The organism is Microbacterium sp. (genome assembly GCF_052099035.1).
In the GTDB taxonomy this organism is placed as follows: domain Bacteria; phylum Actinomycetota; class Actinomycetes; order Actinomycetales; family Microbacteriaceae; genus Microbacterium.
Window position 1 is genome coordinate 1 of record NZ_JBQDSX010000003.1, and the last position, 18881, is coordinate 18881.

Here is an 18881-nt window from a genome sequence, read left to right on the forward strand (position 1 = left end):
AGGGAGCTGACTGTAAATCAGCCTGCATCGCATTCACTGGTTCGAATCCAGTACTCGCCACCACTGATCTGAGGGCCTCCGCGCAGCGGGGGCCCTCAGTCGTTCCTCGGACGACGCGGGGTACTGAGCCCCAGTTCATGTAATACTCAGTCTCATGGGATCAGCGTTGACCACCATCGGACTACCCGTCGCTCTCGGGATCATCATGCTCGGTCTCGGCCTGAGCCTCACACTGGCAGACTTCGCACGCGTGCTGAAGCAGCCGAAGGCGGTGCTCGTCGCCTTGCTGTGCCAGCTCGTGCTGCTGCCGGCGATCTGTTTCGGGCTGGTGCTGCTGTTCCAGCTGCCTCCCGTGCTGGCGGTGGGAATGATGATGCTCGCGGCCTCCCCGGGAGGGACCACGGCGAATCTCTACAGCCACCTCTTCCGCGGTGATATTGCGCTGAACATCTCGCTCACCGCAGTGAACTCGGTGATCGCTGTCATCACACTTCCGGTGATCACGAACTTCGCGATCATGTACTTCAACCCGTTCGATGACCAGCTCGGGCTCCAGTGGTCGAAGGCGCTCGAGGTCTTCGCGATCGTGCTGCTCCCGGTCGCGGTCGGCATGCTGGTGCGAAAGTTCTGGCCGAAGTTCGCGGCAGCCATGGACCGCACGGTGCGCATCGCCAGCGTGATCATCCTCATCGTCGTGATCGGTGGCGCCGTGGCATCCAACTGGACGCTGCTGGTCGAGAACTTCGCGGAGCTCGCACTGATCACGATCCTCTTCTGTCTGATCAGCCTCACGATCGGATACATCGTGCCGCGCGTGCTGAAGATCGACCGCCCACAGGCGATCGCGACGTCGTTCGAGATCGGCATCCACAACGCCACGCTGGCCATCGTGATCGCGCAGACCGTTCTTGGATCGGTCGAGCTGAGCCTGCCTGCCGCGGTGTACGGCGTCCTGATGTTCTTCATCGCATTCGGGTTCGGAGCACTCATCCGCGACCGCACCCCCGCTGCGGTGGCAACGGCATAAGCGGCACCCGACTCTGCTCTCTCGCGGACGGCTAAGCTGGCCGAATCCACGGTATGTCGAGGGAGACGGGGGAGACCTGCGTGAGCGAGAATCCAGGGACGGCCTTCGGCCTGATGCCGGCGGTGCCGCGCCAGGGCGGGTACGGGCCGATCACGACGAAGCCGTGGTCGCAGGAGGACTACACGCATCCTTCCGCGGCCTGGGGCGCTGCGCTCTCGGTCGGACAGGTGCTGCTGCGCGAGAAGCAGCCCGTCAGTGGCGCACGGGCCATGCTCACCATGAACCATCCGATCAAGGGTTTCGACTGCCCGGGCTGCGCGTGGCCAGATGACCAGAAGGGCCTGAAGCTCGACATCTGCGAGAACGGGATGAAGCACGTCACGTGGGAGATGACCCACAAACGCGTTGGGCCGGCTTTCTTCGCGGCGCACACCGTGACCGAGCTTGCGGAGTGGACCGACTACGACCTCGAGAACGCCGGGCGGCTCACGGAGCCGATGGTCTACGACGCCGAGCTCGACCGCTACGTGCCGATCAGCTGGGACGACGCGTTCGCGCTGATCGGCGACGAGCTACGCGCACTCGACAGCCCCGATGAGGCCACTTTTTACACATCGGGCCGGCTCAGCAACGAAGCATCCTTCCTGTACCAGCTGATGATCCGCGAGTACGGCACGAACAATATGCCGGACTGCTCGAACATGTGCCACGAGGCATCCGGTCGTGCGCTCACGGCATCCATCGGTTCGGGAAAAGGAACCACGACCGTCGAGGACTGGGAGCAGACCGACGCGTTGTTCCTGCTCGGCGTGAATGCCGCCTCGAACGCACCACGGATGCTGACGGCGCTGTCCGACGCCGTCAAGAACGGCGCGCAGGTCGTGCACGTGAACCCACTCATCGAGGCGGCATCCCGTCGCACGACCGTGCCGCACGACTTCGTCGATATGGCACTGTTCAAAACACACGAGACCGGAACGCTCGACCTGCAGGTGCGCCCCGGGGGAGACATGGCGCTCATGCGCGGCATCGCGAAGGTCGTCTTCGAGGCGGCAGAAATGGATGCCGCGGTGCTGGATGCTGCGTTCCTCGAGCGCTATGCGGAGGGACTCGAGGAGTACCGCGCGCTGGTGGATGCCACGAGCTGGGACGACCTCGTGATCCAATCCGGGTTGAGCGAGGAGCAGATCCGCGCCGCGGGCGCGATCTATCTGAAGGCCGACAAGGCGATCGTCAGCTGGTGCCTGGGCATCAGTCAGCACGAGCACGCGGTCGACATGGTGCGCGAGATCGTCAACGTGCTGTTGTTGCGCGGCAACATCGGTCGTCCGGGCGCCGGACCCGCACCCGTCCGCGGCCACAGCAACGTGCAGGGCAACCGCACCTGCGGCATCAACCACCACTCGCCCGCGTGGCTGCTCGACAAGCTCGACGAGGTCTGCGGGATCACATCTCCGCGCCAGCCCGGACTCGACACCGTCGGCAGCATCCACCAGATGCACGCCGGTGCCGTGAAGGTGTTCGTGGGACTGGGCGGCAACTTCGTCACCGCCGCCCCGGATACGGTCTTCACCGCCGAGGCGATGAGCAGCTGCCGACTCACGGTTCAGGTGAGCACGAAGCTCAATCGCAGCCATATCGTGCACGGCGCCCGGGCGCTGATCCTGCCCTGCCTGGCGCGCACCGAACGCGACGAGCAGGCCGCTGGCCGACAGGGCCAGACCGTCGAGGATGCGATGAGCATGGTGCATCTGTCAGTCGGAGGGCGAAAGCCGGCATCCGAGCATCTGCTCTCCGAACCCGACATCATCGCGCGCATGGCGCGGGCGACGACTCCTGACAGTGCGATCCCGTGGGAGTCGTACGTGGCCGACTACGCGCGCATCCGCGACGTCATGGCCCAGGTGCTGCCCGGGTTCGAGGGCTTCAATGAGCTCGTCGCGACGCCGACCGGATTCCGCATTCCGCAGCCGGCACGCGAGCGGGGCTTCCGCACCCCCAGCGGCCGTGCGATGTTCTCACCGGCGCCGCTGCACGACGTCCGGCCGCCCGCGGAGGACATGCTCGTGCTGCAGACCATGCGCTCGCACGACCAGTGGAACACGACGATCTACACGTCAAGCGACCGCTATCGAGGTGTGAAGAACCTGCGCGAGCTGATCTTCCTTCACGAGGCCGACATGCGCGAGCGCGGCATCGCGACGGGCGACTTCGTCGACATCGTCGCGACGTCGAAGGATGGTACCCAGCGCCAGCTGAACCAGTACCGTGCCATCGCGTACGACCTGCCGCGGGGGAGTGCGGCCGGGTACATGCCGGAGATGAACGTGCTGATCGGCCCGAATGACTTCAGCGCGCAGAGCGACCAGCCGCTGATGAAGAGCATCAACATCCGGGTGGCCCCGTCAGCTTCGGCAGCTCCGGCAGTGAAGGCTTCATAGACTGGGGCGATGCGAGCGCTCACCGAGTCCGACGTCCGTGCGTCGTTCATCAACGCCACAGACGACGAGTTGGGCATGATCGAGATGCCGCACGACTTCATCCTCGTCGACTGGGACTTCCACGATTTCCTCGCATGGCGCGACCCGGCATCCAGCAAGCGCGGCTGCGTTCTCGTGGAGATCGGCGGCAGCACCGTCGGGATCGTGTTGCGTGCGAGTGACGCGGGTCGTGCTCGATCGGGCATGTGCAACATCTGCCACTCGATGCAGCCCGGCAACCAGGTCGCCCTGTTCTCGGCGCGCCGCGCGGGCCCGGCCGGGCTCCGCGGCGACAGCATCGGCACGTACATGTGCGCGGACCTCTCCTGCCACGAGAACGTGCGACTGGCGCATCCGCTCGCCCCGAACGAGATCCGCGCCGAGGGACAGGTCGATGTCCGGCTGGACGGCACGCGTCGACGCATGGAGCGATTTGTCGCACGCATACAAGAGGAGAAGGACTGACCTCGCACGCCGTTAGGCTGGCAGAGTCCGCGCTTCGAAGGAGAATGCCCATGAGTGATGCCATCTTGCTGTCGATCGATGAGGGGCTTGCGCGCCTCACGCTGAATCGTCCCACTCGGCTGAACGCCTTCAACGCCGACCTTGCTCGAGCGTGGCGGGATGCAACGACCGAGGCGACATCACGAGATGACGTGCGCGCGATCATGCTCGACGCTGCCGGACCCGCGTTCTGCGCAGGCGGAGATGTCATCGAGATGGCCACCACGATGGGCGATGGCGGTCCGCTCACGGAACTCGCCGGCGTCATCAACGAGGGGATCCGGGCGCTCACCGAGTCGTCAATCCCTGTGGTGGCGGCAGCCCACGGCACGACGGCGGGCGGCGGTCTCGGCATCCTGCTCTGCACCGACTATGCCGTCGTCGGCGGACGCTCGAAGATCGGCAGCCTGTACGCGAACATCGGTCTCACCCCCGACCTTTCGGTCTCGGCGCACCTCGCGGATGCCGTCGGCCAGCGCCGCGCACTGCAGCTCCTGCTGCAGGATCGCCTGCTCAGCGCCGAAGAGGCTCTCGAATGGGGGCTGGTCGCCGAGATCGTCAGCGGAGCGGATGCTGCGGACGAGGCCGACCGTGTACGCGCACGTGCCGAGGAGATCGCCCGATTCTGGCTTGCTGGAGCGGCCGGTGCGTATGGCCAGGCGAAGCGTCTCGTGCGCTCGCAGCCTGCCCGCAGCTTTGCGGACCAACTCGCCGAAGAGGCGCGTTCGATCGGTGCTTCATTCGACACCCCCGATGCCAAGGCGCGTGTTGCCGCGTTCGCTGCAGCGTCGGCGAAGAAGGCGCGCTGAGTTCTCCACAGGGCGGACTTACTCACAGAACTGGTGACGCCCCGGTGCGAGCCGGTGCCTGCGTGCGAGGATAAGAGCACGACCGGCCGAAGAGGGGAACTCCATGTCAGAGGTCAAAGAAGAACGATCGAAGCCCAGTAGCTCGCTGCTGATCCGCGGAGCGATCTGGATCGCGATCGGCGCGCTGATCGCGGCCGCGCTGGTGTGCGTGATCTGGGTGCTCATCGGAGACCAGAACGGCCTGATCGGCCGGGCGTTCCTCACGATTCTGCTGCTTGCCGCGTTCGCCGGAATCGCGATCCTCGAGGCGGGCCTTGCACCTCGTCGTCCGGACTGGCTGGCACTGGCGAGCATGATCACGTGGATCGTCGCGCTCATCGCCGGTGCCATCAAGATCTGGCTGCCCGAACAGCCGTATGAGTACGCGTCCGGCGTCGGCCGATTCTTCATGCTGCTCCTGATCGTGGGCGTGCTGCAGCTCGCGCTCTTGCATGTGCGTCTGTTCACTCCTGCCGCGCAGCGGTACGTGACGACCTTCACGCGGGTGATCTACTACGTCACCATCGCGATGCTCGTGCTGCTGGCACTGATGCTCGTGATCTATCTCACGCTTCCGGATACGTTCATGTACGGCGACCTGTACTGGCGCATCGTCGTCGCCCTGGCGATCCTGACGGCCGTCGGGACGATGCTCATCCCGCTGCTGAACGCGCTGTTCGCTCCGAAGAAGCACCCAGTCGCGCAGGGATACGCTCCCGCGATTGCGGCTCCGGCGACCTTCGCGGCTCCGCAGACGCAGCAGTGGCCGACCTATGGCGACGGCGTGACTCCGCTCCCCGTGCTCGCAGATGGATCTCCGGACTGGAACGCGTACTACACCGGCATCCCCACGCAACAGGCTCCGGTGCAGAAGTACTACACGCGAGAAGCGACGTTCCCGACGGTGCCGGAGCAGGACTCCGCCGCGCCTTATGCCCCGCAGTCAGCACCGCAGGCCACCGAGCCCGAGGTGCCCGAGCAGGCTCAGCCGCCCGTCCCGCTCGTGCCCGAGCAGGCTCAGCCGCCCGTCCCGCTCGTGCCGGAGCAGACTCAGCCGCCCGTTCCGCCCGTGCCGGAGCAGACTCAGCCGCCCGTTCCGCCTGTGCCCGAGCAGCAGCAGCAGCCTGCCGCCCCGGAGCAACCGCCGACGGCGCCACCAGCACCGGGAGCCTTCCCGCCTCCGCCTCCGGCACCGCGCCCGTGAGCGAGTCGGTACCCGTGAACAACTCCGTACCCGCGAGCAACTCCGTACCCGTGAGCGGTGCGAGTGCGGGCGAGCCCGCACGGCTGCTCGGGCTCGCCACAGCTATCGCCCTCGAAGCGGGTGCTCTCGCCCGGGAGCGCCGCGCCGCGGGCGTCTCACTCGCGGCGACCAAGAGCACGCTGGCTGACATCGTTACCGAGGCTGACCGCGAGGTCGAGGCTCTCATCCGGTCCCGGCTGCAGGCCGAGCGTGCCGGCGACGGGTTCCTGGGAGAGGAATCCGGTGTTGGCGAGAGCACCACGGGAGTGACCTGGGTCGTCGATCCGATCGATGGCACGGTGAACTACGCGTACGGTATTCCCGGCTACAGCGTCAGCATCGCAGCGGTGCGCGGGGACGTCGACCCCGATCGCTGGGAAGCGCTCGCGGCTGTCGTGTACGCGCCGGCGCTCGGCGAGCTCTTCTCCGCATCCCGGGGCGGTGGGGCGTGGCTGGCTGGTCAGCGGCTCGCGGTCACCACGGAGACGCCAGCAGGAGCACTGTTGGCAACGGGATTCGGTTATGACCCGGCAACCCACGATGGCGATCTGGCAACGGTGCGAGGGGTGATGCCTCTGGCGCGCGATCTTCGCCGCATGGGATCGGCTGCGATCGATCTCGCCTACGTCGCAGCAGGGCGCTTGGACGGCTACTTCGAACGCGGATTGAACCCGTGGGACCTCGCCGCCGGCGCGCTGCTCGTGGAAGAAGCCGGTGGCATCGTGAGCCGGTTCGACACGGCATCCGCTCGTCCGATGCTGGTCGCGGCTGGGCCGGAGTTGCATGCTCGACTTTCGCAGGTTCTCGATACCGAGAAATGACGGCGATAGCCATGACGTTCCCGTCGCTGGCAAGCTAAAGTTCTTCTATTCGTTACCTTCACAATCGATGTGAAGGAGCTCCCCCGCTGACGAGTGCCCGAGAGTTCTGTTTTGCCCCTCGATTCCCCCCTAGGTATGCGTGCGCCTATGCCCGCGCCTGCGCTGACGCGACGTTCGCGGCGCCAGCAGACCGCGGAATCATCCCTCGTTGGCGCGACGACGCTGGCAGCCCCGGCCGACATTCCGACGGTTCCGCTGTCACGGCGTGCGCTTCGTGAACGCCAGCTGGCCGCGACGGTTGCGGATGAGCCGGCGATCGAGCAGCCCCAGAGCGAGCATGCCGAAGCGAACGAACCTGCACCGAGAACCACGCGGGCGAGCATCCGGCGGGAAGCCGCGAAGCAGGCCAGCATCGAGCAGATGATCGTCGAGTGGGCGGCTACGCAGAAAGCCGCCGACACCACGGTGACCGCCGCGCCTGCGGTGCCCGATGCGACCGCGGTGCCCGATGCGCCCGCGGTGCCCGGGGCGTCGGTTGTGCCGGCAGTGACGGCCGTGACGGTTGTGCCGGCCGTGGTGATCGAGCCGGCCGTCACGGTTGTGCCGGTCGTGTCTGAGAAGCCAACCGCGACTGTCGCTGACGTGGATGCGTTCGACACGGCATCCCGAGCGTTCCGGTCGGCGACCGGCGACCAGCCGATCTGCATGGCGATTCCCGCCGAGGAGAAGCCGCACTACAGCGAGAGGCTCCCGTCCGGGGCGTATCGAACACCCCAGCGGGAGCGCAGGGGAGGCATGCTGTTCGCGGTGGGCGCGACTGTCGGCATCATGGGGATCGCGGGGATGCTCGCCGTGTCCATGACGGTGCCGGCTGGAGCAGTAGCCATAGCGCAGAGTGGACAGTTCCACGTATCGACCTCGCTCGTTGCAGCATCCAAGCAGTCCGGATCATCGGCCGGAGATGACGAGATCCAGGCGTATGTGGCGTCGTCGGGTTTCCAGAACGATGAGATCCGGCGTGCTGAAGGATTCTCCACGGCATCACTGATCGATCTTGCGACGGAGCAGGGCATCACGTATTCGAGCTCCGTGTACACGAATGATCCGGATGCCGCGATCCAATGGCCGTTCATCGTGGGTGTCGGGATGAGCTACGGGTACGGCGTGCGCGATGGACGCTTGCACGAGGGCCTCGATCTGGTTCCAGGGAGCGGCGCTCCCGTCCAAGCGATCGCTGGCGGGAAGGTTCGCATCGCGACCGAATCCGGTGGCAACTACGGGGTGACGGTCTACATCGATCACATGATCGACGGCGAGCTGATCACCAGTCACTACTCGCACATGCAGTACGACTCGCTGCAGGTTGAGGCGGGCGATGTCGTCGAGGTCGGCGACATCATCGGCAAGGTCGGAAACACCGGTCGCTCGTTCGGCGCGCACATGCATTTCGAGTTGATCGTCGATGGCGCGACCATCGATCCTCTTCCGTGGCTGCAGGAGCACGCCGGTCGCTACGACGGGGTCTCCCCGGTTTCGTGAGAACGCCGAAGTGATGGTATTCTCGTGTGGTTGCCTTCACGGGTGACAGCGCCCCGATAGCTCAGTGGTAGAGCACTTCCATGGTAAGGAAGGGGTCCCGGGTTCGAATCCCGGTCGGGGCTCGCAGCATTCGCTTTCATCGGCGAGATGCAGTGCGGCAGGGTAGCTCAGTTGGTGAGAGCGCACGACTCATAATCGTGAGGTCGCGGGTTCAAGCCCCGCTCCTGCTACCAAATTGATAAGGCTGAAACCCACGACCTTACGATCAAGGATGGAACTCGGGTCCTCCTTGGTCTTGGCTGGGTGCTGCCAGGGGTTGGATGGGTTCTGCAGTCGCTCCGGTGTCGGGGTGGGGCGGCTGGGTTCGATCCCCTTTGCCACGTCGACGAGCGTCTCGAAAGGACGGGCGAGGTCGCTACGGATCTCGTCGTCGTTGTCTATGTAGATCTTGCGGAACAGCGCCTGATTGCACAGGCGTTTGCCGACGTCGTCGCTGAGGCTGTATAGGGCATGGCAGTTCTCGAGAAAGTCGACGGTGTCCGCGAGATATTCCTTGGTGTCTTGGTACTCGGAGTGCCGTTCCGTGATCAGCTGGCGAACCACTTCGAGTTCATCGCGGATGCGGTCCTGCTGGCGGATGAACTGGTTCATGTCGATGGCGTCGGCGAAGTGCAGTTCGAGCAGCTTGTCTTGCTCGCGGGTGAGTCGGTCACGGGTTCGTGTGAGCTCGGCGAGTTCCTGTGTGGAAGCAGCATGCTGCTTGTCGAAGTCGTCATCGATCCGGGCCCGAAGCGTGCGCTTCATTGTTGGTGTGGCCTGGATCGTCTTGTAGTGGTTGGTGATGAGCTTCTCCACCAACTCGATGGGCACGGCGCGACGGGTGCATGGAGTGCGGCGTGAGTTGCGGCCTGCGCAGATGAAGTACGGATAGATCGTCCCTGTCTTGCTCCGCGCGTGCTGGACGATCAGGCGGGAGCCGCACTGTCCGCAGTAGATGCTGCCTTTGAGGTAGTGGTCGTGGCGTTGGGTGCATTCGGCAGCGGAGGAATGCGCGCGCATCACTGTCTGTACTTGGTACCAGACCTCGGGTGGGATGATCGGCTCGTGCGCGCCGTTGTAGGTGACACCGCGATAGACGACATCGCCCTTGTAGTACGGGTTGCTGAGCATGCGGTGCAGTGAGCCGCTTCCGAGCGGCTTTGATGGACGCTTCGGTGTGGGGAGACTGACGAGGCCACGCGCGCGAAGCTCGTCGCGCAGGCGGGTGATGCTCCAGTCTCCGGTCGCGTATGCGCGGAACGCCCACGTGACTAGCGGGGCGCGGTCGGGGTCGATTTCGATGGTGCGGAGCTCGCGACCGACCTCGTCGCGCTTGCGGACGTTCAGGTACCCGATCGGAGCTTTGGTGGGAGTGCCTCCCGTAGAGGCCTTCTGTACGAGACCCTTGGTGACTTCGGTGGCGAGATTCCGGCTGTAGAACTCGGCGATGGAGGACATGATGCCGTGCAGCAGCATGCCAGACGGCGTCTCGTCGATGTTCTCCGTCGCGGAGACGAGCATGACGCCGGCCTCACGCAGCGCGAGATGGATGGTGACGTCGTCGGCGCGGTTGCGTGCGAGCCTGTCGACCTTGTGAACGATGCAGTACGAGATCCGGTGGGTCTTGACGTAGTCGATCATCTCCTGCAGCGCGGGACGGTCTGCCTTGCGGGCGGACTCGCCCGCGTCCACGAACTCTTTGACGATCCGGGCGCCCAGCGATTCCGCCTTCCGGTGGTTGGCTTCACGCTGTGCGGGGATGGAGAACCCCTCGTCGGTACCTCCCTTCTCCGCTTGCTCCCGCGTGGACACGCGCAAGTAGGTGATCGCCCGTGCATCGACCCCCGACGGAGGTTCTGGCATCAAGATCGCCCGGGTCTTCATCGGTCTGCTGTCCGTGCGAATTCAGCCAGTTTCAGGATCTTCGGAGTCTCACCTGCATCGATGTCCACGGCGAGATGCACCTCGTCGACGCCGCAACGGTGCAGTTCCTCGACGATGGTGAAGAACGCTGGCCAAGAACGGGCGATGCGTCCCACGTCGTTGACGATGCAGATGCGGACATCGTGGAGGAGCACGTGCTGCAGGAGGGCATCCATGCCTGGCCTGTCAGCAGTCGTCATCCCAGATACGCCATCGTCATGGAACGAAGCCTCAAGACGGTAGCCGGTGCGTGAGGCGTACTTCTCGATGGCCTTGTGCATGACCTCGAAGTGGTCGCAGGCGTCGCGCCGAGCGGTCCGTAGGTATCCGATGGCGGACTCAGCAGCAGAGTTGTCGCTCATGGTTGTCTTCTCTCTTCGGTGAGGATGACCGCACCGATATGCGGAGAGTGTGAAGACAACCCGAAGGCCTGGCCCCTTTCCACGAGGCCAGTGGGACCGGTCAAGCCGGTCAAGGTCACGCTCCGCACCCGGCGTCGCCAGAGGTGCGGCCATTTAATTATATCCGTCTTCCTCCGCCTCTCGCCGGAAGTCGGGGGAGAGAGGTGTTGTGGATGGTGAGCTGCTGCCGTGATCCTGGCGAGCGCGGTCGGCACGTTGTCCAGCGAGACGGATTAGCGCCTGCGAGAGTTTGTCGAGGTCCGGTTCATCGTGTGGATCCGTACGGACGCGCCAGGATTGCTCGGTCGGACGGTGTTGGCGGGGCATGATCATCTCCTGGGCTGCGCTCGCGTCGGTCGTGTGTCGGGTTGGGTTCTGTGGGGCGAGTAGGCGCACGCTGATGCGGCCCGTGGACAGTGCTATGGATAGGGTCCAGGCTCGCAGCGCTGGTGAGAGCGCATAGTGTTTGCGAGCGATCTACCCGCTGCCGCGAGCTTCTCGTGCGGCTTCCTTGGCTTCCCGAGCGCGGACATCGGCGACGGCGAACTCGACGAAGTCGGCATCGCGATCGTCGATGCGTGTCTCCTGGTCGTCTTCCTCTCGTGCGTCTTCACCGGGCCAGACCGTTTGCCGAGTTGGCCTGTCGTATTGGAGTTTCGTGCCGTTGATGGTGACCCAGTTGCGGAGCCGGTTGCAGGCGGCGGCGAAGTCCGCGTGCCACAGCAGCGGGGCGGAGCCGTCCCGGGTGGGGTGGTAGCAGGTGAGCCAGTGGGTGTGCAGGGCGGAGAGTTCCCAGATGAGTTCCCAGTGCCGGTGCCACATGGGCGGGATGATCGCCGCGGGCAGGCCGTAGGTCGCGCGGAGCCAGTTCACCCACCCGTTGAGCTGCAGCCACTCGTGCTCGGCTTCCCGTGCGGACAGCAGGTTCCAGTTGATCGGCGCCGGAGGAGGCGCCGGGGCAGTGAACGAGGGCTCCTCAGCCGGGGCACTGCGAGGGCCGACGGGCTCAGGTTCGGGCTGGTCGAGCTCGGGAATGTCGTCCGGGTCGAAGCCTTCGTCGTCCATGCTGCCGCCTCCTCCGATTACTGTCGCTACACGCAGAGGTGCCCTCTCATTCCCACCCCACAGTGCCCCCAACGATCGGGGGAATCCTCGCCCCTGGGATGGCCACTGAGGGCATCAGCCTGGGGCGAAGGTCGGAGGTGCTCGGTAAAATAGAGGGGTCAGCCAGCCGCGTGATGGCGGGCGAGGAGGTGGGGCCGGTGACCGATTCAGATCGCGGAAAACGCGAACAGGGAGCGTCGACTTCGACTACCGTGTCGTCGACGTGAACGCCGCAGAACGATGGGGGTCGGGGATGATCGAACCGCCGCCGGACAAATCGACATGGCCTCCTGGATTGCCGAGGACGATCGCCGAGTATGCCGACGCGTACCTGGCTGATCTGCTTGACCCGTTGACTGCCGACATGCGACACGTGATCGTCCAGAGCCTCACGATGGGCTACCTGGGTGGGCCGTTCCCGGATAGGGAGATGGTGCAGCGCCTGATCGAAGTGCAGACCGGGCGGATCACGCCGGCCCGGTACGACTCGTGGGTGATGGAGAGCGTGGGGCGTCTGCCGACCGCGGAGCCGGGAGGTGGCATCGGGCACATTTTGCGGCGCCTGGAGAACGGGTACGAGGTCGGCGGCACGAGGGAGAAGATGCTGGAACTGCTTTCCGCCATGGACGACACCACCTCACTCGTACCGGCGATCACCGACGCCGCGAACCGCGGACTGCTGAGCCGCGCCGAAGCCGACGCCGTATTGTCAGCCGCCCTGAGCCTCCCGGTGTTGCCGCCGGTGGTTCCCCTGCCGGACGATATCGAGCCGTTGCCGGATAACTATCCGCCGCCGACTGCGGACTACGGGTGCGTGGCGATCCCGGCCGGGACCGTGATCCACGGGTTCGCAACCCTCGATGCCTATCAGTCGTCGCGGGAGATCATCCACCGTGTCAGCGCAGGAGAACTGGACCCGGCGGAGGGCGAGCAGATGCTCGAGGCTCTCAAGAGCGACTACATCGCCGGGGAACCATCTACCGACGCATGATAGGCCGGACGCCCCCGCGCGCACCGACAGCGAAGACACTTCGCCGGAACCCGGTCGTCCCGTTCCGCTACAAGGACGGCCCATCCCTGGATGTGTCCGGGGAGTGGACCATGTCCCGGAGGAGAGCCGTCACCGAGACCTGTGGATCGGGAGCTGGATGTGGGGCGGGGTCGGCGCGCGACCCCAGCGACGGCCGATAATCGCGCACGTCCTGCTTGTCGAACGGTGCACGCACGCTCGGAGTTGACGCGTCGGCGCGGCCTGCCGGGGCATGTATGACGGCTGGGTCTGGGGCGCCGCCACCTGGCATGGTCGCGCCTGGTGCTGGTTCGCTCAGTTCAGCGAGCTTGGCGTCGATCTCATCCAGCCGCGCGTGCGCGGCGCGGAGTGCTTCCGCGTGCTTGAAGGGGACGCCGATGCGCTGTTCGGCTTCGTCGAAGGTTTCCTGCTCTTGGCGGATTTCGTTGCTGAGTGTATCGATGATGGCGGGGAGTTGGGAGGCGCGGTTCTCGAGGCGTTGTATCAGGCCGACGGTGGGGGAGAGGATCTGGTCGCGGGGGAGCCCGAAGCTGGTGCGGGGGAGGTTCTCGAGGGAGAAGTGCACCTGCACGGTCCCGAAGCTCGCGGACGCGCGGGCGTGGATCTGGAGCCCTGAGACGGAGCCGAGTCGTCCAAGGTCGCGTTCGGCGTAGTTGGAGAGGTATTGGATGTTCTGACCGCGCGCCCAGTAGGCGACGGCTTCGGCGGCGTCCACGCGGGAGTCGTAGTGGCGGTCGTTGATGGTGATCTGGAAGCGGTCGCCGCTGGTGTCGCGGATCCGGGGGAGTGCCGCGGTGAGCGCTGCGATGTCGCGCTGGGCGTGGTCGATGATCTCTGCGGCGCGGGACTTGGTGTGATGCAGCATGGACTGGTTCCGGGAGTGGGCGCGTTCGAGGCGTTGCAGTTTCGTGTAGTCGTTCTGCGCGATGGATTTCTCCAGCATGAGCGGGTTGCCGGAGGCGATCGCTTTGGCTTCGGCGGCGGAGAGGGCTGCGGAGTCGATCTCTTCGATTTCGCGGACGTCGAGGCTGCCGCGCATGATCTGCCCGATGAACCGCGCTTTTCGTTCGATGCCCTGCCACATGTACGAGTCGAACGACCCTTCGGTGACGATCCGGGTGATGACCACTTCGTCGTTCTGGTTGCCTTGCCGGATCACTCGTCCTTCGCGTTGGGCGATGTCGCTGGGCCGCCACGGGCAGTCCAGGTGGTGCAGCGCGACCGCGCGCGCTTGCACGTTCGTGCCGACGCCCATCTTCTCGGTCGAGCCGACGAGGACGGCGATGTGTCCGGTGCGGGCGGCGGCGAACAGGCGTGCTTTGTCGGTGTCGGTCTTCGCTTCGTGCATGAACCGCACCGCACCGTCAGGCATCCCGCGCTGCTGGAGCTGGGCGCGGAGTTCGTCGTACACGTTCCAGCGGTCTTTGTTCGGGGTGCCGAGGTCGCAGAACACCAGCTGCAGCCCGCCGCGCACCGGGGAGAGCTCGTCCGTCGCGGGGTCTGTGAACGAGCGGTCGGCGTGCTGGTTCCAGACGCGGTGGATCATGTCGGCGGCGACATCCACCTTGGAGGGGCCAGATGGGGTGGCGGGGAGGACGAGGCGGACGTCGAGGGCGGCTTTGCGGCCGTCGGTGGAGATCTTCAGCATGTTGTCCTCGTCCGGGCGGACGGCTTTGCTCTGGATGCGTTCGGCACGGGCTGCGATGTCGTCGATGTACGCCTGCAGCTCCCGGGTGGGTTCGATCACAACCGTGTCTGCGGCCCGCTTCCCATCTCCGCGTTCCGCGATCTCCGGCACGGGGAGCTTCAGGTCTTCCGCGGTCTTCACATCGGCGAACACGGACCACAGCCGGAGCATCTCAGGGACGTTCTGGAATCTCGCAAAGCGTGTCTTGAGGCGGAAGGAGCTGCCGGTGGGGGACATCTCCATCTCGGTGACGGTCTCCCCGAACGTTGCCGCCCACGCGTCGAAGTGCCCGAGGCCGGCTTCTTCGAGGAGGTCGGGGCGGAGGTAGCGCTGCATGACGTACGCCTCGGTCACGGAGTTCGCGATGGGAGTCGCGGTGGCACCGGTGACGACCCGGTCATGTCCCCGGTGGCGGAGGGATTCGAGTTTCAGGTGGAGGTCGCTGGCACGTTCGGAACCGTCGATGGAGGCGTCGCGGATGTTGGATTCGGTGGAGAGGTTCTTGTACATGTGCATCTCGTCGACGACGACGTAGTCCACCCCGGTCGCCTCGAACGTGATTCCCGGATCCCGCGGCCTGTCCACGAGCGCTTTGAGCTTGTTCTCGGCCTGCAGGAGCCGTTTCTGGATGCGTTTCACACTCATCCGGTCCTCACCCTTAGCCGCGTCGTAAGCGACCTTCAGCTCATCGACTTGCCGTTCGATGTACCGATGCTCGGTCTCCGGGTCGACGCGGATGCGGGCGAACGCCCCCTGGGTGAGGATGATCCCGTCCCAGTCGCTTGCCGCAGCCCTCGCGACGAACAGCCGCCTGCGGTCCGCGGTGAGATCCCCACTGGAGGCGGCGAGCACACGGGCACGCGGGTAGATCTGCAACCACTCCCTCGAGAACTGTTCGAGCATGTGGTTGGGGACTACGACCATCGGCTTCTGAATGAGCCCCATGCGGCGCATCTCCATGACGCCGGCGACCATTTCCGCGGTCTTGCCCGCACCGACCTCGTGGAACAGGCCGGTGGCGGGCTCGGCGATCATTCGTGCTACCGCCGCCCGCTGGTGCGGGCGCGGGGTGAAGCTTTTCGCCATGCCGGGGAAGGTGAGGTATTCGCCGGCGGTGGTGTAGTCGCGCAGAACGATGCTGTTGAAGCGGCGGTTGTACTCGTCGGTGAGGACCCGGGCACGTTCGGGCTCCTCCCACACCCACTCAGAGAACCGCTCCTGCAACTGGTCGGCCTTCTCCTGCGCGGCGGTGGTTTCGACAGGGTTGAAGATGCGGATCGTGGTGCCGTCCGGGTCGCGGTGCTCGTCGTACACCTGGATGCGTTTCTGCTCCATCACCGACTGCGCAAGGTCCGGTGCCGGCCGGCGCTCGGTACCCCATTCGCTGGTGGCGAGCACCCCTTGACGGCCCCCGCGGACCTCCCACATGCCGGGCAGCGGATTCTCCACCCGCACATCGGCCGCTTTGAGGATCTCGCGGAGGAACTGCTGATGCACGTCGGCGCTGATCCACACCGCCCCCAGCCGGGCGGCGATGTCGTCCGCACCGAGGGGCTCGGGCATCACCTCCTTCAACGCAGTGACATTCACGGCCAGCTCGGGCCGTTCCTTGGCGGCGGTTTCGGCGGCGTCGAGCTTGACTCTGACGTTCCCGGAGAGGTATTCGGGGGCGTGGATGAGGTCCCCGGTCGTGGGGGCTTCGAAGACATGCCCCGCAAGAGCCGCGCGGGCTTCGGTGTCATCGGTGCCGAGGAGTTCGGCGATCAGGGGCAGCTCGATGCCGCCGGTGCGGTCCAGGCTCACGGAGATCGCATCCGTGGGAGACTCCACCCCGCGCACCGGCGGGGTGGGGGCGACGACCCGGTGGGAGAGGATCCCGGCACCGGTCGCGGTCTGCTCCTGCTCGTCGAACACTTCCAGGGCGACGACGAGCGGCCCGAACGGGTCACCGCGCAGGATCCGCAGCGGTGTGGGGGTGGTGCGGGCGTAGGTGTCTTCCCCGGTGCCGGGGTCGGTGCGTCCGGTGCGACGCAGCGTGTACCGGTTGAGCGGCCCGTAGCGGGTCACGTACTGCTCGTACTGGCCGCGTAGCCGCGCCCGGGCCGTATCGATCTCGGTCGTATCCTCCTTCGTTACGGCCTCCTGTTCGAGGAGCCCGATCGCTCTGTCCCGCAATGTGAGCAGCGCCCGCAGCTCAGTCGTGGCGGACTTCGGCACTTGTAGCGGGATGAGCTCGCCGCTGGCGACGACCCGGAACTGACCGTCCGTGTTGGCGAGGATGGACCCGTCGAACAGGCCCGGGTCCGCAGGCTTGCGGGCAGCGCGGGCCTGCTCCTGCGCCGCGGTGCGCTCGGTGAACACCAGGCGGCGCTCGGCGGCGGACGCGGTGATGTCGGTGAGGGCCGCATTGAGGCGCTGCGACACGGTGGTGAGGTCGGCGGTGACGCGGAGGGTCTGGTTGCCGTACATGCCTTGTCCGACGTGGAGGTCGCCGAGGACATGGTCGGGCCGGTAGTCGGCGAAGTAGGTGTTGACCTTCACCCGCTCCCCATCGATCGTGACGGAGGTGACCATCTCCCAGATGTCGCTGGCCGGTTCGGTGCCGGGGTTGCGGCGGCGGAAGAGCAGCAAGTCGGTGAGTGCTTCGGTGCCTGCCGCGCGCCGGTGCGCCCCGGAGGGGAGCCGGACGGCTCCGAGGAGGTCGGCGAGCTCGTTCATCTCCCGCCTCGCGGCAGGGTTTTGCGCGTCCATCGTCCAGTGCGAGGTGAGGACCGCAACCACTCCGCCGGGACGGGTGAGGTGGAGGGCTTTGACGATGAAGTGGTTGTGCATCGAATGCCCGGATGGGTTATGCGCCGGGTCATGCAGGGTCACGTCTGCGAATGGCACGTTCCCGACCGTCGCGTCGAAGAACCCCTCGGGGATGCGGGTGTCTGCGAACGACTCCGTGCGGATCGATGCGTGCGGGTAGAGGCCGCGGGAGATCGCTGCGGTGAGCGGGTCGAGCTCCACCCCGACCATCCGTGCGCCGTCGGGGGCGAGTCCGATGAAGGTGCCCGCGCCGGAGCCAGGTTCGAGGACGTCACCGGTGGTGAATCCGAGCCGGCTCAGCGCCGACCAGATCTGGGTCGCATAGGCGGGGTCGGTGTAGTGGGCGTTGATGGTTGTGCGCTCCGCCGCACGCCACTCGGCCTCATCAAACATCTCGCGGAGGAGGCTGCGTTCGCGCGTCCAGTCGGTGCTGGTCTCGTCGAACACCTGGGCGATCGCTCCCCAGCTCGACCAGCGCGCAAGCCGCCGCCGTTCATCATCCGTCGCGGGTCGGTTCTCGGCGGTGAGGCGGCGTGCGACCGTGATCGCGTCGAGGTTCGCGTCGAAGCGGGCCTTCGCCCCCGATGGGGCGAGATCCTCCTGCGAGACCGGACGGAACGCCCGCCCACCGGCCGCATCCAGAAGCGACGGGGTGGGCGGGTCGGGAGTTACCGGTTCAGGTAGCGGCGATCCGCCGCGCGAGCCAGAAGCTCCGATTGCTCGGTCAGGTACTGGGCGGGGAACTCCGCTTCCAGCAGGGCCTCCAGAAAGACCGCCGGGAGCATCCACTGGGCGGCGAGCTCGGTCAGTTCCTCTGTTGCGGGGGTCTGATCCTCCCGGGAGTCCTGGATCCTCTCCGCCCACGAGGCCAGCCAGGAGTCCGAGGTCCGGTCCGCCTCCCACGCCTCCCGATCCTCGACGGGTGTCGTCTCGGGGCTGGTGATCCACACCAGCTCCGTCAGCACCAACTCCTCCGCCTGCAGGCGTGCCGCGCTCAGCCGGCCGACCTTCTCCAGGTAGCTCTCCTCCGGCACGTCTGGTCCCGCCAGCTGGACTGTCAGGGCGGTCACCTGGTGGTGGACTTCCTGGCCCAGGGTCTGGAAGAACTCGTCTGGGTTCGGGAGCGCTGCGACCCGGGCGGGGGCGTACCGGGTCCAGTGTTGCTGGGCGAGGGTCTGGTAGTGCGTCATCGTCTGCTCCTTCCTCGATCTGCGGCGACCCCGCCCCCGCGGTATCCGCGGGGGCGGTCGCCTGGGGGGCGTTGACGCCGACAGTGACGTTTTCCTGTGCAGCGGTGTCGTCCAGTCCCCAAAGATCGAGTTCGACCTGCCCGTACTGGGCAGGATCGAGACGCTTGCGTCGCGCCATCAGCAGCTGCCCCCGTGAGGGAGCGGGCTGGACGACACCAGACTACGCTGCCTCTC

Annotated in this window: 13 protein-coding genes and 2 tRNA genes; 10 read left to right on the forward strand and 5 right to left on the reverse strand. The window is 66.0% G+C overall.

Going from position 1 to position 18881, the window contains the following annotated elements; all coding sequences use genetic code 11:
- Positions 1-154: 154 nt before the first annotated feature.
- From ACTIAO_RS01845 to ACTIAO_RS01885, 9 genes are all read left to right on the forward strand, one after another.
- Complete coding sequence (locus ACTIAO_RS01845) at positions 155-1027, forward strand: bile acid:sodium symporter family protein (RefSeq protein ID WP_441904635.1); 873 nt, start codon at positions 155-157, stop codon at positions 1025-1027.
- 80 nt (positions 1028-1107) lie between these two features.
- Positions 1108-3468 (forward strand): FdhF/YdeP family oxidoreductase, encoded by a 2361-nt coding sequence (locus ACTIAO_RS01850; RefSeq protein ID WP_441904636.1) that lies wholly within the window; start codon positions 1108-1110, stop codon positions 3466-3468.
- Positions 3469-3477: 9 nt separating this feature from the next.
- Positions 3478-3972, forward strand: coding sequence for an FBP domain-containing protein (locus tag ACTIAO_RS01855; protein ID WP_441904637.1), 495 nt, complete (start codon positions 3478-3480; stop codon positions 3970-3972).
- 50 nt (positions 3973-4022) lie between these two features.
- On the forward strand, positions 4023-4820 hold the full coding sequence (locus tag ACTIAO_RS01860; RefSeq protein ID WP_441904638.1) for an enoyl-CoA hydratase/isomerase family protein: 798 nt from the start codon (positions 4023-4025) through the stop codon (positions 4818-4820).
- Positions 4821-4923: 103 nt separating this feature from the next.
- Positions 4924-6063, forward strand: a complete 1140-nt coding sequence (locus ACTIAO_RS01865) for a hypothetical protein (protein ID WP_441904639.1) — start codon at positions 4924-4926, stop codon at positions 6061-6063.
- A gap of 50 nt (positions 6064-6113) precedes the next feature.
- Complete coding sequence (locus ACTIAO_RS01870; protein ID WP_441904700.1) at positions 6114-6923, forward strand: inositol monophosphatase family protein; 810 nt, start codon at positions 6114-6116, stop codon at positions 6921-6923.
- Positions 6924-7070: 147 nt separating this feature from the next.
- Positions 7071-8462: a peptidoglycan DD-metalloendopeptidase family protein gene (locus ACTIAO_RS01875; RefSeq protein ID WP_441904640.1), complete on the forward strand. Its 1392-nt coding sequence runs from the start codon at positions 7071-7073 to the stop codon at positions 8460-8462.
- Between the two features lie 50 nt (positions 8463-8512).
- Positions 8513-8584: transfer RNA gene (locus tag ACTIAO_RS01880), tRNA-Thr, on the forward strand.
- 34 nt (positions 8585-8618) lie between these two features.
- Positions 8619-8695, forward strand: a tRNA-Met gene (locus ACTIAO_RS01885).
- On the opposite strand, the gene ACTIAO_RS01890 is transcribed toward ACTIAO_RS01885, so the two are convergent.
- The 3 genes from ACTIAO_RS01890 to ACTIAO_RS01900 form a co-directional block, all read right to left on the reverse strand.
- The gene (locus ACTIAO_RS01890) at positions 8652-10385 is read right to left on the reverse strand and encodes a recombinase family protein (RefSeq protein ID WP_441904701.1); all 1734 of its coding nucleotides are present in this window, start codon (positions 10383-10385) and stop codon (positions 8652-8654) included. The genes ACTIAO_RS01885 and ACTIAO_RS01890 overlap by 44 nt on opposite strands.
- Positions 10382-10786, reverse strand: coding sequence for a recombinase family protein (locus tag ACTIAO_RS01895; RefSeq protein WP_441904641.1), 405 nt, complete (start codon positions 10784-10786; stop codon positions 10382-10384). Before ACTIAO_RS01895 ends, ACTIAO_RS01890 begins: the two co-directional genes overlap by 4 nt.
- A 516-nt stretch (positions 10787-11302) precedes the next feature.
- Positions 11303-11890 carry a hypothetical protein gene (locus ACTIAO_RS01900; RefSeq protein WP_441904642.1) on the reverse strand — a complete coding sequence of 196 codons (588 nt, stop codon included), beginning with the start codon at positions 11888-11890 and terminating at the stop codon, positions 11303-11305.
- Between the two features lie 292 nt (positions 11891-12182).
- On the opposite strand from ACTIAO_RS01900, the gene ACTIAO_RS01905 reads away from it, so the two are divergent.
- Positions 12183-12920 (forward strand): hypothetical protein, encoded by a 738-nt coding sequence (locus ACTIAO_RS01905; RefSeq protein ID WP_441904643.1) that lies wholly within the window; start codon positions 12183-12185, stop codon positions 12918-12920.
- A gap of 67 nt (positions 12921-12987) precedes the next feature.
- Here ACTIAO_RS01905 and ACTIAO_RS01910 read toward each other — a convergent pair whose 3' ends face one another.
- Together ACTIAO_RS01910 and ACTIAO_RS01915 are read right to left on the reverse strand one after the other, a co-directional pair.
- Positions 12988-18174, reverse strand: coding sequence for a helicase-related protein (locus tag ACTIAO_RS01910; RefSeq protein ID WP_441904702.1), 5187 nt, complete (start codon positions 18172-18174; stop codon positions 12988-12990).
- Positions 18126-18647 (reverse strand): hypothetical protein, encoded by a 522-nt coding sequence (locus ACTIAO_RS01915; protein WP_441904644.1) that lies wholly within the window; start codon positions 18645-18647, stop codon positions 18126-18128. The genes ACTIAO_RS01910 and ACTIAO_RS01915 overlap by 49 nt, the downstream gene beginning before the upstream one ends.
- Positions 18648-18881: the final 234 nt, after the last annotated feature.

What these genes read in the sequence shown, in the direction of transcription:
- ACTIAO_RS01915 (WP_441904644.1), bottom strand. Translation starts at nt 18,647, where the DNA reads ATGACGCACTACCAGACCCTCGCCCAGCAACACTGGACCCGGTACGCC.
- ACTIAO_RS01845 (WP_441904635.1), top strand. Translation starts at nt 155, where the DNA reads ATGGGATCAGCGTTGACCACCATCGGACTACCCGTCGCTCTCGGGATC.
- ACTIAO_RS01890 (WP_441904701.1), bottom strand. Translation starts at nt 10,385, where the DNA reads ATGAAGACCCGGGCGATCTTGATGCCAGAACCTCCGTCGGGGGTCGAT.
- ACTIAO_RS01865 (WP_441904639.1), top strand. Translation starts at nt 4,924, where the DNA reads ATGTCAGAGGTCAAAGAAGAACGATCGAAGCCCAGTAGCTCGCTGCTG.
- ACTIAO_RS01905 (WP_441904643.1), top strand. Translation starts at nt 12,183, where the DNA reads ATGATCGAACCGCCGCCGGACAAATCGACATGGCCTCCTGGATTGCCG.
- ACTIAO_RS01875 (WP_441904640.1), top strand. Translation starts at nt 7,071, where the DNA reads ATGCCCGCGCCTGCGCTGACGCGACGTTCGCGGCGCCAGCAGACCGCG.
- ACTIAO_RS01855 (WP_441904637.1), top strand. Translation starts at nt 3,478, where the DNA reads ATGCGAGCGCTCACCGAGTCCGACGTCCGTGCGTCGTTCATCAACGCC.
- ACTIAO_RS01860 (WP_441904638.1), top strand. Translation starts at nt 4,023, where the DNA reads ATGAGTGATGCCATCTTGCTGTCGATCGATGAGGGGCTTGCGCGCCTC.
- ACTIAO_RS01895 (WP_441904641.1), bottom strand. Translation starts at nt 10,786, where the DNA reads ATGAGCGACAACTCTGCTGCTGAGTCCGCCATCGGATACCTACGGACC.
- ACTIAO_RS01900 (WP_441904642.1), bottom strand. Translation starts at nt 11,890, where the DNA reads ATGGACGACGAAGGCTTCGACCCGGACGACATTCCCGAGCTCGACCAG.